The organism is Geodermatophilus sp. SYSU D00710, assembly GCF_054050195.1.
On record NZ_JBJGYX010000062.1, the window covers coordinates 1 to 17,698 of the forward strand.

At 70.9% G+C, this 17,698-nt stretch carries 8 protein-coding genes; 1 reads left to right on the top strand and 7 read right to left on the bottom strand.

The annotated features are described in order from the left end of the window. The 6 genes from ACI78U_RS20880 to ACI78U_RS20905 form a co-directional block, all read right to left on the bottom strand. Positions 1 to 250, bottom strand: a 250-nt coding sequence (locus ACI78U_RS20880; RefSeq protein WP_456877313.1) for a hypothetical protein, incomplete at its 3' end; no start/stop codon positions are given. A 170-nt stretch (positions 251 to 420) separates the two neighbouring features. Continuing rightward, the gene (locus ACI78U_RS20885) at positions 421 to 969 is read right to left on the bottom strand and encodes a hypothetical protein (RefSeq protein WP_456877314.1); all 549 of its coding nucleotides are present in this window, start codon (positions 967 to 969) and stop codon (positions 421 to 423) included. 482 nt (positions 970 to 1,451) lie between these two features. After that, a complete protein-coding gene (locus ACI78U_RS20890) occupies positions 1,452 to 2,306 on the bottom strand; it encodes a hypothetical protein (protein ID WP_456877315.1) in 855 nt (284 codons plus the stop codon). Continuing rightward, on the bottom strand, positions 2,303 to 4,051 hold the full coding sequence (locus ACI78U_RS20895) for a hypothetical protein (protein ID WP_456877316.1): 1,749 nt from the start codon (positions 4,049 to 4,051) through the stop codon (positions 2,303 to 2,305). The genes ACI78U_RS20890 and ACI78U_RS20895 overlap by 4 nt, the downstream gene beginning before the upstream one ends. A gap of 596 nt (positions 4,052 to 4,647) precedes the next feature. Next, positions 4,648 to 8,229: a CHAT domain-containing protein gene (locus ACI78U_RS20900; protein WP_456877317.1), complete on the bottom strand. Its 3,582-nt coding sequence runs from the start codon at positions 8,227 to 8,229 to the stop codon at positions 4,648 to 4,650. 515 nt (positions 8,230 to 8,744) lie between these two features. Continuing rightward, entirely contained in the window at positions 8,745 to 12,197 is a 3,453-nt protein-coding gene (locus ACI78U_RS20905; RefSeq protein WP_456877318.1) for a CHAT domain-containing protein, read from the bottom strand. 413 nt (positions 12,198 to 12,610) lie between these two features. Here ACI78U_RS20905 and ACI78U_RS20910 point away from each other — a divergent pair, with 413 nt between their 5' ends. Next, entirely contained in the window at positions 12,611 to 15,100 is a 2,490-nt protein-coding gene (locus ACI78U_RS20910) for a CHAT domain-containing protein (RefSeq protein ID WP_456877319.1), read from the top strand. A 475-nt stretch (positions 15,101 to 15,575) separates the two neighbouring features. Here ACI78U_RS20910 and ACI78U_RS20915 read toward each other — a convergent pair whose 3' ends face one another. Beyond that, complete coding sequence (locus tag ACI78U_RS20915; protein ID WP_456877320.1) at positions 15,576 to 17,660, bottom strand: hypothetical protein; 2,085 nt, start codon at positions 17,658 to 17,660, stop codon at positions 15,576 to 15,578. Between the last annotated feature and the right edge of the window lie 38 nt (positions 17,661 to 17,698).

Below are 17,698 nucleotides of genomic sequence, written 5' to 3' on the forward strand. Positions count from 1 at the left end.
GTTTCCCACCTACCAGTCGAGCCCGCGGATCGCCCATGCCCAGCAGCTCACTGCGGCCGCCTTCGATCTGGTCGTCGCCGACGAGGCCCACTACCAGGCCGGCCGCCCGTCGCCGGCGTCCCCCACCGTGCTCGCCGCCGGACGGATCCGCGCGGTCCGCCGGCTGTTCATCACGGCCCCCGTCCTGGGCGGCCGGCCGTCGCTGGCGGACGAACAGGGCGCCGCGTCCGACCTGCCCAAGTCGCACCATCGGCAGTCCGCCTCTCGTCCTGAAGTCGGAGCTGCGTGCGGAGGTCAGGCGCTCGCGCCGTTTGCCCGTTCGGATGCGGGCACGGGCTGGTCGATGGAAACGCTGTGCGACTCCTGCCGCAATGCCCCTCGCGGGTTTGAGCGTGGCCTGGAGAGAGATAGCAGCCGACGTCACCCTTGTGTCTTATCCGCCTTCGTTGCTAATCCGTTGACTATGAAGGAAAGTATCGCGGCGCCAGCTAGTGCGATCGTCAATCGGATCAGAGTTGAGGGGTTCCAGTCAAACGCGTCGAACGCGGTGCTCGGTTGGATCAGGGTCCAGAGGACGAAAGCGATGGATGCGACTGCGGCCCGGGCCAGGTCCTGGGGCTTCAGGCTCTTGGACCCGCCGAGATACAGCAAGAAGGCGAGCGCTACAAGGATCCAGTAGACGACAACCATCTCATGGGGGGCGGTGATGACTGTAGTTGTGTCGTCTCCACTGCCTGTAGTTGTGGTGCCGACCGTCATGGCGACGCCGTGGAAGGCGAGGACTTCAGCTGGCACGAGCGCGACCAGCACGTCCTGCCAGTGGCTCACAACTTCCTTGCTCTTAGCACCTGAATCTCGAGGCGCGCGTCCGCCCGCCGCGCCTTGATCGGCTTGTGCGTATACCAAGGCCTCACCGGCGCTGGTCGTTAGGCGTCTCCGGGAGAGCGTGCCGTACAAGTACGAACTCATGGCCTTGTCCCCAATCTCGGTCAGTGGCGGATACTAACGCTGTCATGGAGACGATGGGGCTGCCCGACCGTCGACGTTTGCCAACCAGTCACCCATGCCCGTTCACGCGGTATACCTCTCCCATCGCATGCTCGATCGCGACATCCAAGAGCCCGATATGAGCCGGTGAAACCCACGCCGACTGCGGGGCTGCCCCAGCTGAGTTGACTACTCGCCTGTGAGGGCCGCGGCCTCGCAGGAAGGATCAGCAGGTGCGAGCGGGTTTGGAGCCCGACATTCATTGGAGCGGAGTCACACCGGAGCGGGCTCCGGGAGGGCTTCTAACGGCGCGACGGGAGCGCGCCGCTCGTCGTACCACGCACCCAACGGACGACCCTGGCGTCACCGTTCAAAGTCACGCTGCTCGCTGGGTCACTTCGAGAGCGACCGACCCCCTACAGGTGCCCGAACAGTGATCGGCCCACCGCACCAGGGCGTTCTGACTAACTCAGCGCCTGTCGAATCCGCCGAGCCACCGTGGTGTCGCTGAGGTAGCCCACTATGGCGTGCGGGTTCTTGCCCGGGATGTGAATGTCGCTGGCGTTCTCGATGTCGGCGGGAAAGGTGTCCCGGTCCAGGCGGGAATACAGGGCGACCGGGTCGCGCTCGTCGGAACCGTTGAACCACGTCTTCACGCCGGCGGGCATGCCCAGCGGTCGCGGCAGGTAGCGCTTGACGACCGGGATGCCCAGCGGAGACCCCACGGTGACGAACAAGGGCACGTCTGTCTCGCGGCCCAGCTGAGTCAGGATCGTGTACGTGACGATTGAGCCGAGCGAGTGCCCGACGACGACGGCTGGCCCGCCGGTGAGGTGTGGGCGGACGATGTCGTCGACCACTCGCGCAACGTGGGCACGGGTGAGGTAAGCGTCCACGTCCCGCAACCACTGATCCAGGGCGAACTCGCTGATCCAGGGCACACGGCGGGCGAGCACACGGCCCACCGCCTGAACCCACTCCCAGTTCTGGGGCCCCCGGGGAATCGTGGTGACGCCTAGCTCGGCGGCGATCTCGGCGTCGGTGACGCCGGCTCTCTTCGCGAGCTCGACCAGCAGCTCGGCCTGAAGTTGATTGGGTGCGTCTCCGCCGCCACGGGTGACGACCTCCCCCGGGACTGGGGTCTCGACCAGCTCGTCCAGTTGCTTGCCGTAGAACGGCATCCGGATGTCGATATCGTCGGGCAGCGGGTCGGCGCCAGCTGCCTGGATACCGCGGCGGAGAGCGGGGACCCACTCGTCGCGCAGAAGCTGCTCGGTCCTCTTCCCCTGGCTACGCCCGTGCACCAGCACTAACCTCATGCGTAGACACCCTCCTCGGTCTCACTGAGCGCGACGATCGCCTCGGGGGATAGCTGGGTGAAGGTCGTCCAGGCGGTGCGACCTAGCCGTGGTCGGGCGTAGGTCAGCAAGCGGTCGCCAGAGGGCAGCTGATCGGTGAGCGCCCATCCTCGTGTCATTAGGGGGAATTCGGGGACCAAGTCCCGTTCCGCCTCGGCCAGCGCCTCGGCCAACAGGGCAAGGTCGAAGGGGATCGGGCGGCCCGCGTCCCGGTACCGCTCGAAGAGGTAGCGGACCTCGTCCTCCTGGCCGGCGCGGTCGAGGGCGTAGGCGGTCAGCACGGTCATCGTCGGGTGCCCCTGGTCGAGCAGGCGTACCACGTCGTGGTCGTCGACGAAGCCGAGGTCCCCGGTCCGGAGGGCTGCACTTGCGACGGCGAGCGACCGGAGGTCCTCGTCCAGGTGGTCACCAGCCAGCGCGGCGAAGACGACGCTGTCTACGCCGCCGGGGCCGACGGTCACCGTGGTCACGAAGCCCGGCAGCAGCGCCGTGGCAAGCCAGCTGACGTCATCAGCTGTGCGGATGTTGAGGAAGACAGCGCCCGGCTGATCCGGCACACCGCGCACATGCCAAGCGTCGTCCTCCTCGAAGACGTAGGCGGGTCGCCCATTGACCCACGCCTCGATCACCTCGGCGCCGGTAACGGAGGCGCCCACGCGGGTCTCGAAGTGACCACGGCCAGGGCGGGAAACAATCTGGTCAGCCAGCTCGGCGATCAACGCCCGACGGTTAGGGTCGGCCGGGGGCCGCCACGGCGTACGCCGGCGTGATGGCGCCTCGGCCGCCTTCCGCAACGCGTGCTCCGACTCCACGAATACAAGGTCGGGTGCCTCGGCCGACTCGTACTCAGCGTCCGTCGTTTCCTCGTAATCGGAGCCACTCAGATCCGCGTTCGGGCCGGCCTCCGCTGGCTGCTCGATGGAGCGCCAGATGTGCACCTCGCCCGTCGGCGGGAGTCTCGGGGCGGGCATCGGCACCGGGATCGGCGCGGACGCCCGGGGGCTACGGTCGAACCAGGCGAGCGCGTTCGGCCGCCAGGCCGACGTGGGGATGCAGTCCGGGTACTGGGTGATGCCGGTCTGCTGGGAAGAAATGGTGGGAACGGCCGACCAGAGGTAGTCGCCGAGCGAGTCGGCGAGCAACGCGTGCGAGGCTGGGCCATTGTCAACGGGAGTGAGGATTTCGTCGTGCACGCCCCGCAGTGCCTCCATGAGACACCGGCTAAATATGCCGAAGCCCTCCGTGCCGGGCGAGGGGACACGCTCAAGCGCCGCGTCACCCGAGATGGTCGCGTAGAACTGGTCCACCTGGACGCGGACCTTTGGGATCCGCTCTAGCGGGAAGATTGGCCGACCGACCACCCCGAGAAACCGCACCTCGGGAGGAGTGCGGCAGGCGTCAGCAAAGAAGGCTACGTGCGGGATCCCGCAGTGGCGTGCCAGCGAAACGCTCTTCGCGACATTCACCGCCTCGCCGCCGTCCTCAGCGGCCTCACTCAACAGCCACAGATCGTCACCGACCCCCGGGGCCAGGCCGTGGCCGCCGAAGAAGATGAATAGCCGCTCAAGGTCCCCAGCCATCACCGCGTCCCGCACGGTCTCGAAGACGGGCCTGGCCCGCACCGGACCGTTGACGTCGTCGTGCGAGATAATCGTGAAGCCCTGCCCGGTCGCCCACGCGGTGAAGTCGTCGAGGCCCTGACGCACGCTGGGCAGGTAAGGCAGGCCCGGAACCGTCGATACCCCAATTGCCACCGCTAGCCGACGTGGCATAGCGCGTCCCCTCCCGCGCGATGACCGCCGCCGAGCTGACCGGCGCGCGGTCGAGGCTACAAGCTAGAAGCAGACTAGCCGTCCCCGCAATGCCCCCCGGCGCGGCATGGACTAACGCCACCGCCTGGTGATGTAGGTCTGGCCACGCGGGCGTGGTCGATCACGCACGAGGCTGGCTCCGGCCCTTTACGGCTCCCTGAATGGTCGGACAGCCGACTCGCTCCGTCCCGTGTGCCTCCAGCAAAGCCAGTCCGCTGCCTTCAGGACGTGGCCGTGACGGCTGCCGCGCAGACGTGGTCGATCAGCGGTGCTGAAGGGGGCGTTGAGGGCGCAGTCAGTCGGGGAGCGCCTCGGTCCGTGCTCGACCGCCTCGCCACGCGGACCATGACCCGGGACGCCGGAGGGGCCGACACCGTCGCCAGGCCGGCGGAGTGGACGACGGCGAGGATGACCCTGCGGACCACTCACCCCGGAATCGCCAAGGCCGCCAACTGAGCGGCCCGGTCGCGACCGGACGGGCAAACGGCCCGTCAGGGGCCGAAGTGGACATACGGCGCCCACAACAGTGGCCGGTCCGGGTGCCTCGCCCGCAGGGCGTCGACGGCGGCGTGCAACGCCTCAGCGGTGTGCCCCAGGCTCCGGCCGTCAGAGTCGAGACGCTCGTAGACGACCTCGGCGACGTCCGGCGCGGCGGCATCGACGACCGTCCACAGCGTGCCGATGACGTGCCGGTACCCGAGCAGCTGCATCGCGGCCGCCAGGTGAATGGCCTCGTCCAGCAGGAGGGGGCTGCCGGTCGCGGTCTGACAGGCGGACAGGAACGCGAGCTCGGCGCTGTCCAGGCGGACGGCGACGAGTTCGTCGAGGGTGAGCCGTCCGTCCCAGAGCACGAAGGCGCTGCGGGAGGGCTCCGTCTCATCCTGCAGCCCATGACAGGCGAAGTGCACCCAGGGATGGGTGCTCAGGTCACGGAGCACGGCGCTGCGGGTCGCGGTCCGGTCCAGGAGCTGCCGCCCGTCCTCCGGAGGAGGAAAGTGCGTCGACAGGATGGCGAGCTCCCTGGTCACCGCCGGCAACGGCGCCATGCGGGGGGTCCGGGACATCCCCACGGCGAGCTGACGGGGGGCGCCGGTGGTGCCGCTCCTGGCGCGCAGCAGCGCGGCGAGGGTCGGCGTGTAGGAGCTGACGAGCCGCCCCGGGACGCTGTCGGCGACCGGCCCGTCGGCTGAAAGATCCCTGGTGTGCCGTCCGGCGGCGTGGAGGGGGAGCACGGCCAGGGGACCGACCGGGGACCACCACAAGCGCGGGAGGTGCTCCTCGTCGCGCCCACCTGTGTAGCCCAGATGTTCGAGCACGGGTTGCGCGGCGGCGTCCCAGAGCCACTCCAGGACCCTTAGCGGGAGCTCGCCGTCGGTGGCGGGGGTGGTCGCGGCCAGGTCCCGGGAGCTCGCAGCCTTCCGGCGTGTGGCCGTCGTCCACGTGCGGCTCATGCGCCTTCCCAGTGTCCGGAGCATCGCCCCCGGCCCGAGTGGCGTACGAGCGGTGTCGCCGGAGGTTGTCGTCAGGAGAAGGTTCGCCTGGGTCACGGCCGCCTCGTGGGTGAGCTGCGGCAGGTCCACGACGTCGACGCCCGGGGTGCCCGTCGTCGTCACAACGAGGGCGTATCCGCGCTCTTCCCCGGCGACGAGGACGACGACGGGTCCCCGTGCTGCGGCCTGCCGGAGGACCGCGAAGGGGATGGGCGCGAGGAAGTGCCGGAAGCCCTCGACGGTGCGCGCCTGGTCGACGAGCGCGTCCCACTCGATCGCCAGCTTCCGGCGCCGTTCCAGCGTCCGGCTCTGCTCGAGCCGCGCGGGCAGCCCGTCCTGATTGCCACCCTCCCCGGTCCACTCCGCCTCGGTGGTCGGCTGACCGAGTTCCTCCCGGATGCGGTCGAGGCGGGCCGCCAGGTGGGGTACCCGTTCCGCGAGGCGCGTCAGGTCACTGCGCATGTGCAAGGCCTGCGTCCACAGCACCGAACGCGCCTGCTCGAGGAGTTCGACGGCGCGAGGCAGGTCGCCAGCCTCCAGGACAGCGATGACCGCTTCGGTCGCGAGTCCCGCGTTGTCCACGAGGTGCAGCTCGCGTGTCCTGCGCTCGAGGCCGTGCCACGCCGTGAGCGGCAGGAGGGTGACAGCGGCCGCGTAGCCGTCGGCTGCTGATCGGACATCACCCGTGTCCCGGGCGAACCTTCCCCATGCCCGGGCGGCCGTCAGCCGTACCTCCGGGGGTGCGGTGACGAGCCCGCTGGCCTCCCGATCGCAGGTCAGGGCCTCGTCGGCGTGGGCGTTGTCGCCGGTGAGGGCGGACAGGGTGCGCAGGGCCCGGCCGAGGTTGTGCATCATGCCGGCGCGGTTCGGGTGATCAGTGGGGATGGTGGCCACCGCTTCACGCAGTCTGTCCACGGCGGTGTCCAGGTCGGCGCGTCCGCCGGTCGCCGCGTGGCGGGCGCGCAGGGCCGACCCCAGGTTCGACAGGCGTGCCGGTCGGTAGGGGTGGTCTACCGGGGTCGCGGCCAGCGCCGTCTCCGCGGCGTCGATGGCCGCATCGAGGTCGGAACGGCGGCCGCCACTGTCGAACCGTGATCGGAGCGCATTGCTCAGATTGGTCAGATAGGTCGCCCTGTCCGGATGGTCGCCGGGCGTGGCCTCGACGGCCGCTTGGGCCGCCGAGACGGCGGCCTCGATGTCCCGGTGATCGTGCGTGCGGTGGAAGCGGTCGCGCAGGGTGATGCTGAGGTTGGCCTGATGCCCGGCGAGGTCGGGGTGCGCCGGCGGGGTTGCGGTCACCGCTTGGCGTGCGGCGCCGACGGCCGCGTCGACGTCCACCTGCGCGCCGTGCCGGCGAAACCGCACGGTAAGGACGTTGCCCAGGCCGGCGAGGAAGGCGGAACGTTGCGGATGGTCGGCCGGGGCAGCGGCGATCGCCTGGCGGAGAGCATCCACGGCGCGGTCGAGGTCGTCATCGCTACCCGACGCCTGGGAACGGACCGTCAGGGCATTCGCGAGGTTCGCCAGGTACGTTGCCCGCTGCGGCCGGGGCTGCGGCGTCAACTCGACCGCTTCCTCGAGCGCACCGATCGCACACTCCGCATCCCGAGGGTCGTTCAGACGCTCGTATCGGCTCTGCTGAGCGATGGCGAGGTTGGAAAGGTGAGCGGGCCGGTCGGGGTGACCCGCCGGAGTCGACTGGACGCCCAGTCTCAGGACGTCCAGCGCCTCCTCGAGGTCTGCCAACTGCCCGGTCCGTTCGAAGCGGCTGTGGAGCGCGTTGCCGAGGTTCTCGACGCACGTCACGTGGTGCGGATGGTCCGGAGCGAGCCCTGCTTGAGCCTCGCGCAGGCTGGCGATCGCGGCGTCGAGCGCCTGGGACTGATCCGTGGTCTCGAAGCTCCGCCACAGTGCGATCCCGAGGTTGCACAGGAACGCCAACCGGTCCGGGTGGCTCGGCGGCGCGGTGGCGGCGGCGCCGCGGAAGGCCTCCGCGGCGGCGGCCAGGTCGGCAGGATCGCCATGTCGGTCGAACCGCGACAGCAGCACGTCCCCGAGCGCGGAGAGGGCCATCCCGTGGTCGCGCGTCCCGGCACGCTCGGCGGTGCTGGCTGTGCGGGCCGCATCGACGGCCGCGGCAAGATCCGCCTCAGCGCCCACGGCCTCAAATCTCGCGGACAGGGCGCCGGCGAGGTTGGTCAACCGGCGGGCGAGCATCGCGTGGTCGGGCGGGGTCTCCTGGACGGCACGGCGCCCTGCCGCGATCGCTTCGTCCAGGTCGATCGTGTCTCCGACTCGGTCAAATCGCGTCAGCAGCGCATCTGTCAGATTTGAGTAAAAGCGACCGAGGTCCTCGTGACCGAGCGGGGGTCGGGCGACCGCCTCGCGCGCGGCCTTCACGCTTTCGGCGAGGTCGTCTCCCCTGCCGAGACGGCGGGCGCGCGTGGAAAGAGCGGCGCCAAGGCTTGCTAGTACCACCGGCCGCTGCGGGTCGTCGTTGCCCACGAGCGCCAGGGTTTCCCGAAGAACGTCGATGGCGGCGTCCAGCGCCGGCAGGTGGTCTCGGGATTCGTACTCGTCCAACCGGCCCGCGGCTACTCGGAGCCTCCGCTCCACACCGTCCACGGGGACCTCCTGACCCATGGCCGGACTTGCCGGACCAGGTGGGCCCATCCCAGCACCGGCTCGGGATGTCGAACAGTCCCGTGTCTCACCCGTCAGCGGTTCCCGACCCGGTGGGCTGGAGGTGTGGCCAAGCAAAGCCCGAGGAAGTGCCGGAGCTAGTCGGAGGTCCTGGGCTCATCGGTGAGGTGCTGGTATGCGGGCCCGCGCGACGAGCACGGCGCCCACAACACGTCCCCGCTCCGTCCTCAGCGGGTTCGGGGACGGCGAAGGGATCGGACGACACCCGGTCCAAGGGCCGTCGGACGCACGACTGTCGTTCGCGGTTGAGGCGGTGGACCTCGGCGGGGGCCACGACCACAGCACGCCCGGTCGCCGTGTGGGAGCAGAGCGGCCCATCAGCCGCTCCGCCGCGATCCACCTGGCAAGCCGCCCTCGTCCGATATCCGCCGGGGCGCGGCCATGGAGGCAGCGGGTCAGGAGGTCCCGATGTGTACGAACGGCGCCCAGAAGAAGGGATGTGCCGGATCGTCCGAACCGGTCGTTCCCTCTGGCACCGCCTCGCCCAGGTCCCGTGCGGAACGCACGCGTCGCGCCGGAGGTGCGTCCGGGTTCGCCCGCAGCGAGTGGTACCACTCATCGGCCGCGCTCTGCGACAGCGAGCGGATGCGGCGAAGGGCAGCGGCCAGAGCCTGGCCGACCGACTCCGTCGTCCTCAGTTCCTCGTGCAGGGCCACCATGGTCAGGCACGCCGTCTGGTCGTCGACCGGCCACAGGGCCACGATCAACTCTTGTGTGCCGGCGGCGATCAGGGCCCGGGTGAGCCCGATGAGGTCGCCGGCTGCCGTCGCCCGGCCTCGACCGCTGTCACAGGCGCTCAGGATGGCTAGGTCGACCGTGACGCCCAGACCCATGAGATCGGGCACGGTCAGGCTCTCGTCCCCGGCCAGAGCCAGTTCGGCGCTGTATGGGGCCCCCTCCCGGAGGATGCCGTGGGTGGCCAGGTGCAGCAGGCGAGCCGCTGGAAGCGCATCGAGCAGGGCCTCGCGGGTCGCTCCTGAGCCGATCAGGGGATCGGTCCGGCGCAGCCGTCCGACGGCGAGCGCCTCGTCCCGTGCGCCGTCCAGGCGGGGGAGTCCGCGATGCGTGTTGAAGGCGGGGTCCCCGAGCACGAGCGTGGGTGCACCCGGCCGGATCCGCACCGGCACGCCCGGTGCCATCGACGCGGCCGGCAGGTAGGACACGGCGTGGGTTGCCGCCAGGACGTCGCCGCCGTGGGGGAGGAGGTGGAAGGGGAGGACCGCGAGCGGGCCGTGCGGCACGACGACGACGCGCCGGAACGCCTGCAGTTCGTCGGCGAACGGGCCGAGCAGTGTCGTGGCGAGCCGGTGCGCGAGGGCGTCCCGCGCGCCGGCTGTGGACGAGCGAGTCGCCACCGCGTGGTGGAACTGGCGGACGGCGGCGGTCAGTAGCGGCGTCTCGCGCTGCTGGAGGACCACACGGGCGTCCTGGCTCGTCACCGCCCACGCGATCAGCTCGTCGTTGAATGCGTGGTACTGCAGGAGCAGCGAGCCGGGGCCCAGGCGGCTCTGTACCTCGGCGAGGGACGGGGTGGTCGGCAGCCGGCGTCGTCCGGCCAGGAGTCGAGGAGCGGTGACCGCCAGCGTCGCCTCGGTCTCGTCGAGTGAGCGCTCCGCCGCTCGCACCGTGCGATGGATGTGACCGGGGGGTGTGTGTGCGGCCGGGCCGAGGGCGGCGACCTGCTCGATGGTGCGTGCCAGTCCGGCCCCCGCGCGCTGCCAGGAGCGCACTGCGTTGAGCGCGTGCTGGTCGCCTCGGGTGAGCCGATCGACGTGGACGAGCTCGGTGAGGGCGCTCGCCCGAGAACGGTCGGAGAGCTCGAAGGCCCGCGCCAGGTCCGCGTACCGGGAGGGGTCCGTGCTCGCGAGAGTTGCGTGCGCAGTCACGGCCGTCGTGTAGAGGCCCGCGACATCCAGGTCGTCGGAGGCTGTAGTCCGGAAGACATCCAGGGCCAGTGAGCTGACGTGGCGCTCGAATGCCGCGATCGCCTCCGCGGCGCGAGGGGCGGCCGCGCCGGGGTTCCCCGCGCCCAGCAGGGCCTCTGCGTGCACCGCGGGCCCCTCCCACGGCTGGTCACCCGTGGGGAACCCGCCCTGCGCAGCGAGGCGCTCCAGCGCCGCCAGCGCTTCGCCGTGGCGCTTGAGGCGGACGAGGAGACGCACGGTGAGGTCGAGGGGCAGCCCGGCATCGAGCAGGGGAGCGAGTTGCGCGGCGGCGTCGTCGAACCGGTGCATGGTGCCCAGCACTACTGCGGTGGGCAGCGGTCCCACCGCCGAAGAGGCCCCGAGGGCTGCCTCCAGCTCCCGCCGGGCGGTGGCGAGGTCTCCCGCCGCGCGGGCCGCGACTCCACGGTACAAGGGGATGAAGACAGCTCCCTCGGCGATCACGTCGTCGAGGAACGGGCGGAAAGTCGCCTCCACGTCGCCGCCGGCCGCGCCGTCGCGCAGCCACGCGGCGAACTCGCCGACCCGGGCGAGCGCATCGCCGTCCCGGAGGGCGTGCGCATCCCGGTTGGCCGTGGTGGTCCGGTCCACGAGAGCGGCCCAGCCGAGTCCGCTCCTCGCCGCGAGGTGGCTGCGGGCGTCCTGCAGTTCCGAGAGGGTCAGCACAAAGGCGGCCCGGCGGTAGTTGACCTCCATGTAGCGGTTGGCCTGTTCGCTGCGCAGCATCGCGGACTCGGTGGTCACGCCCAGCGGTGCGTTGATGGCCTCGGCCAGCAGGACCGCCTGCCGGCTGCGGAGCACGTCCTCATCGCGCCAGCGGCGGGCTCGGACTAGGCACAGCCGGGCGAGTCCCCGGGCGAAGCTGGTGCTGCCCACGCTCGTCGCCCAGCGCCCGACCGCGGCCCCGACGTCCTGGACCTCGGCCGGCACCCCGGCGTCAATCCGTGCGAGTGCGCCGTGGACGTCGATCAAGCGCACCAGGCTGCTGTCGCCGGCCCGGTCGGCGAGGCTCCGGGACTGGTCGAGCCGTGGCAGGGCCTCATCCGCGCGCCCGGCCGCGGCAGCGAGCCAGGCCCTGCGGATGCTGACGGCTGCCATCCCGCGAGGCGCGTCGGCCGCGGCGAAGGCGCGCTCGGCGGTGGCCCACAGCCCCAGGGCGCCAGCAGCGTCACCGACTCGGTCGCTCGCCGCAAGGCCGTCCTCGAGCTGCTCGGAGAGGAGCTCGGGGGAGGAGCCCGGAGTGGCCATCCAGTCCCCGGCGGTCAGTGCGCAGGCAGCCAGACCAACGGGATCCTGTGCCGCCTCGTAGGCCGCCCGGGCACGGCGGAGTTGGTCCTGCGCCTGCGCGTCGTGCCCGGCCCGGGCGAGGAGGTCGCCCAGCGCGAGCTCGGCCGGCGCGATGGCCACCGGCGTGCCGAAGTGCAGGAGGTCGTTCCTCACGGCCTCGGCCATCCGCAGGGCGATGCCGGTGCCCTCGTCGCCCCCGGCGATGAAGCGCCGCCACGAGGGGAGCGCCCCGATCAGCCGCGTGGCGACGACCATCAGCAGTAGACCCGCGGGGGTTGTCGGCCGGGGTGGGTCCGCCGTCAGGCGCTCGGCATCGCCAGGTTCCAGCACCGCGGCGCTGGCCCCGGGAAACCAGTTGCGGTCGACGGTCCTCGCCAGTTGACGAAGCGCCTCACCGACGGCCGCGGTGTCTCCCGAGCCGGTCGGCTCACTGAGGAGTTGCAGCGCCCGCTTCGCTTCGCCGGCGCAGATTGCGGCGCCGGCGGCGACGAGCTGGATCTCCGCATCCGGGAGCTGGTTTCGGTAGGACCCGTCGCCGGCCTCTTCGAGCACCCGACCCGGATGTCCACGCCACTCCTCCCGGATCAGCAGGTTCAGCAGCATCCCGAGCGACTGCATGATCGGCTCCCGAATTGTCGGTCCGCCACGCACCGGAGCCCTGCGTCGGCACGCTTCCCCGGACCACCGACTGTCCAGGGTCGGCCTCGTGCATCATCACGGCGTCACGGTCGCGTCATCGGGGGCGCAGTGAGCCTCGTGACCGCCTGTCGTCCGGCGGCGTTCGAGCCGACAGGGCCGTCCGATGGTGCGGCCGGAACCTGCCGGCACGCGCGATAACCGCCAGGTGACGCGACGGTGACGCGTGGTGCCTAGCGTCGACACCGCTCCCAGCCGAATACCGACCAGGCCGAGTGAGACCTCCGATGAGCTCTTCGCCCCAAGATCCTGACATCGATTCACTCGTCGCCCCTCTACTCACCAGAGCGGGGCAGCTCCGGGACACCGGTGACCTCCGCGGTGCACTCCTCGCGGTGGACGAGGCGGTCCGGGTGGCAGGAACCCAGCCGAGGGGCGCACGGGCACTAGCGCTGCTGGCGCAAGCTCGCCTGCGGCGTGAAGCTGGTGCCTCTACCGCCGGTCACCAGGCGCTGGCAGCTGTCCAGAAGGTGACGGACCAGCTCCCCCAGCAGGACCGACCCGCCGTCGCGGTGCAGCTCTGGATCGAACAGGGGATCCGGGCCAAGGAGGCCGGGGACCTCGGCCAGGCCCAGCGGCTCTTCGAACGGGCGGCAGCGGAAGCCGAACAGATGCCCGACGTACGCGCCTCTGCACTGGCCAACCTCGGCGACGTCTTCCTCCACCGTGGCCGCTTGGACGAGGCGCGCAGGAACCTCGAGCGGGCAGTGCGCGCGAGCGCCGACGCAGACGACCGTCGCGGAGAGGCCGCGGGACTCAACCTCCTCGGCCTTGCGCTCCGCACTGCCGGAGACCTCAACGGCGCCATCGACCACTGGTGGTCCGCGATCCGTACGGCACTGGCCGAGGGCCTGCCGAAGCAGGCGACGGACGCCCTCACCAACCTGCTGGCCCACAGCCGGGAGCTGCCCGATGCGGACGTCCACGCACTGCTGCGTCAGGTTCTCGACTGGTATGCGTCCTCAGCCCTAGAGGATGAGGCGCTCATCGTGGGCGGCGTACTCGCCGACCACCTGGCCCGGGACGGCGACCCGGAAGCCGCGCGGCAGCTGCTCGCGGAGATCCGTGACGAACACCTACGCGGCGGCCGGATGATTCCCGCGGTGTACGACCTCCTGAACCTGACGAACCTCGAGATCACGTACGGCCACTACGGCTCAGCCGCGGACCACGCCCGGCTCCTCGTCCAGGAGGTGGAGCGTCTGGGCCTCCTGGAACTCCTCTGCCCGGCCTACCTCGCGCTGGCGAAGACCCACCTGGGCCGAATGGCCGATGCAAGGTCCGAGCCCGTGGACGTGACCGAGGTTCTCCTCGAAGCGCATGCCGCATACGCGCGCGCGGCGGAGGGACTCGACCTGGTGCGAGCCGGAGTGGACCGGCCGGAACGGCGCGAACCCCTCCTCGGGGACCGGGAGCGGTTCTTCGACGAGGCCATCCAGTTCTATGCCCTCGCGTCCGACGCCCTCCCCGACCGGGCTTTCGAACAGGACGCGTTCCTGATGAGTGAGCGCAGTCGGGCTCGGTCCTTCATGGAACTGCTCGGTGCCGACCGCCTCGCCCGGGCCACTCATGGGGATCCGCTGGTACGGCGGCGGACGGAGCTGACACAGCAACTGCTCCGCCTGTCCGGGCGGGAACCCGAGCGGGCCGCCCGGCTCACGTCCGATCTACGTCGTGTCCGTGCGCAGATTGCGCGGGAGGCGCCCGCTCTCGCAGCGCTCACCGAGCAGGGGCTCACTGGAGTCGACGACATTTGCTCCGCCATCCCGGCAGACGCGGCACTCGTCCACTACCACATCACCACCGACGCTCGGACGTTGTGGACCTTTCTCCTGACCGGCGAGGGCGTTGAGGCGTCCTTCGAACAGGATCTCCCCGCCATCGACCTCCCCGGCTCCATCCAGCAGTTCCAGGCGGAGATGGGCGTCCCCTCCACATCGGGGCTGCGGCGCGGCGAAGCACAACAGCGGAGGGATATGCTTCCGGATCCCGTCCGGCACACGGACGAGGACCCCGCCCTGCCGACAGGCCAGGAGCTGTCCGAGCTCCTGCTGCCCTCAGAGCTGCAGGAACTCATCGGTGCCGCCGTCACGCGCCTGCTGATTGCCCCTCACCGGGGCCTTCACGGACTTCCCTTCTCCGCCTTGTGGTATCTCGAGGGCGATCGGCGCACCTGGCTCTCAGACAGGTTCGACCTGTCCGTCCTGCCGTCCAGCTCGTTCCTCCCCGTCTGTTCGTCGCTCAGCCGCCCGGCCCTGCGGCCCGGCAGTGCCCTGGTCCTCGGCAATCCGACCGCGGACCTCGCAGGGGCGCAGGCGGAAGCGCAGCGGGTAGCCGGCCGACTGGGAACCGTGCCGATTATTGGAGGCCAGGCGACCCGGCAGGCCCTTCTCACGGTCCCTCCGGACACGGCCGTCGTCCATGTCGCCAGCCACGGCGCCTACGACGACGAGGACCCCCTACTGTCCGGCGTCCAGATGGCCGACGGCCGGGTGACGGTCGAGGACCTGATGACCAGTTCCGTGGCGGCCGGCCTCATGACCCTCAGTGGCTGCGTCACCGGCCTGTCCCAGCGGCGCCCGGGCGACGAGCTCACCGGTCTGACCCGCGCAGCGGTGACCGCAGGCTCCGCCAGTGTCCTGGCCACCTTGTGGGAGATCGATGACCGGTCCGCGCCGGTCTTCTTCGATTCCTTCTACGCCAACCTGATGACGGGCCGACCGAAGGACAGCGCCGTCGCAGCAGCACAACGGCACATGCGAGAAGAGGGCTTCGCATCGCCGTACCACTGGGCGCCGTTCGTACTCATGGGCGACTGGCGATGACTGCACCGGGCCCCCGACGGAGGACGGGCGAAGCGCAGAGGAGTGATCATGGCTCCTGAAGGCGTAGAGCCCCCGCCGAGGAGATGCTGCGGCAGGCACAGGAACTCAACCGCGACGCCGAGCGCCTCCCGTAGGGCGGACGGTTCACGGAGGCTGATCCGCTGTACCGGCGGGTGCTCGCCATCCATGGCTGCTACTCGTCACCGTCAAGTTCTGCCTGGGCGATCTGTCTCGCACGAATCGGGTCGAGGCGACGCGGGCCGAGTCCTTCGGGCCGTGCTCATGTGGTTGGCGGACCTGAACCAGCAGGACGCTGTCAGGCGGCGCGCCAGTCGGCCATCCCAGCGCATTCACATTTTGCTAGCAGCCCTCCGTCGATTCCAACAGCAACACACCTTAAGTGTGCCGTTGCAGTACTAACCACACGCCTGCCTTTGATAATCCGCCCGATGGGCGCCGTCGATTCAGGAGCGTGTCACAGCCCGTGGTGGAGCAATGCATCGTGATAAGCCGGGTCCGCCAGGTCGGGGTCGCCTGCCCTCATTTCCAACCATGGAGGCAGGTAACCGGGCACGGGACGGCGGGGGTCAGCCAACCAGCTGCGCACCCGCGCCACCGCGGTCGCGGGCGAGCACCAGCCGTCGACCAGCTCGGCGTGCAGCGCCAATTGAACGATCGACGCCACGTCCGCGGGGACGGCGTCCCGGAACCGGACCACGTCGGCAAATCGGGCCGCCAGCAGCGCCTCGGTCAGCGCCTCTGCTCCGGTCGGCGTGGGCGGCAGCACCGCGAGACCGCCCGTCGCCGCCGGCGGCCCTGCGGCGATCTCCGTCGCGCCGAGCTCGTCCCCGCCCGCCAGCTCCAGCCCGCCGTCGACGGTCACCCCACACCCCAGGTGCAGCAGCGAGGCGTCCAACCGGGCGCGCACCTCGTCCCGGGTGCCGGCGCCGTCGACGTTCTCCCCGGTGTCGCCGAGGCCGGTGGACCGCGGGTAGAAGCTACGTCGCAGGAGCAGGGCGTCCAGGCTGGCCTGGCGGCGGTCGCCGCGCGGATTCGCCACGAACACTGCTTCCGCGGCCAGGGGACGGCGGGTGCGGTTAGCCAGCGCGAGCAGCTGGCCGCCGGACCGGACGAGCGAGTAGCTCGATGCCGCCGGAGCGGGGCCGTCGCCGACCACCAGGATCCGGTCGGGCAGCTGCGGTCCGGTGGCGGTTAGCGCGCCGGTCTCCGCACAGAGCAGCAGGGTCTGCCCAGCCGTCTGGTAGAGCAGCCCGTCGGCGCCGACCGTGCGCAGCGCCCCGGCCACGTCCGCGAACGCCGCGCCGAACCGGGCACGGACGTCCCGCGCCGGCGCCCGGGCGTCCAGGAGTGTGGCGAGGCGAAAGGCGACCGCGACGATGTCGGCCGACTCGATGGCGACGGCGGGAGCAGCGGCGAGCAGGCTCTCGCTCGCGGACCGGACGTCGTCGCTTTCGCCCTCGTCGCCCCAGCCGCCGTCGTCGACCACGCTGCGCAGGTACAGCGTGACGGCGAACAGCAGGTGGTCGGTGCCGACCCGGTCCGGGGCTTCGACCAGGGCGCTGCCGAGCGCGACGAGTTCGTCCACCACGTCGACGTGGAGCAGGACGGCGCCGTCGGCGAGCAGGCCCGGAAGGCCGGCGAGGCCGCCCGGGAGCTTCCCGAGCAGGGGGTCCCGGAACACGGCGGCGGGCTCGGGCGTCCGCGCCGACGGCCGGGGCCGCTCGTCCGGCTTGATGGGCTGCACCTCGCCCTCCACTACGGTGATGGGCCGCTCCGCAGGCGCGCTCGTGCGGTCGGCCGCGAGGAAGTCGAATGGGTTGGGCATCCGGGTGAACCCGGCGGCCGGGGGCGCCGCGGCCGCCTTCTGTTGAAGTGCCTGGAGGCCGGCGAGCGCCTGCATCATGCGGCCGAAGTCGAGGCCGCCGGCCGTCAGCCCCCCGTCAAGGCCGTCCGCCATGTTCTGCACGGCCTCGGCCAGCCCGAGCATGGTCTTGGCCAGTGACCTGATTTCGGCGTTGGCGACGGGGGAGTTGATGACCTGCCTGCAGCAGGCAACGGCGCGGTCGCCGCTCGCTCTCTCCTCCGCGGAGAGCCCCGACCGCATCGCCCGCATCGCAAAGTCCCCCGACCGCATGCCCGCGGTCACCCTGCTCACCAGCAGTTGGCCCAGGACGATGCGGAAGGTGAGCTGCAGCATCGGGGGCAGGGAGATGAAGCTCAGGGCCTCGTCAAGCCGCTCGATGCCCCGCTCGCGGTCGTCGTCCGAGCCGCCGTGGACCACGTGGCGGACACCGAGAAGCCAGCCCAGCATGCCCGCCGCCATGGGGCGCGGGAACTGCCCCGCCTGGAGGTGGCCGTGCGCCTCGTCGAGGACCGTGACCGCCTCGTCCAAGTACGGCTCGGCGCGGGGTGATCCGGGGCCAATCTGCCAGTACCGGTGGCACAGCTCCTGCCCGAGCTCCATGAGGAGCCGGGTCCGCGCCGCGCCAGTCTGCTGCGCCACCCGTGCGCGCAGCGCGTCGAGGCGGTCGTCGGTCATCGGTGCTCCCTCCGCCGGTGCCAGCCGTGCGGTGCGGC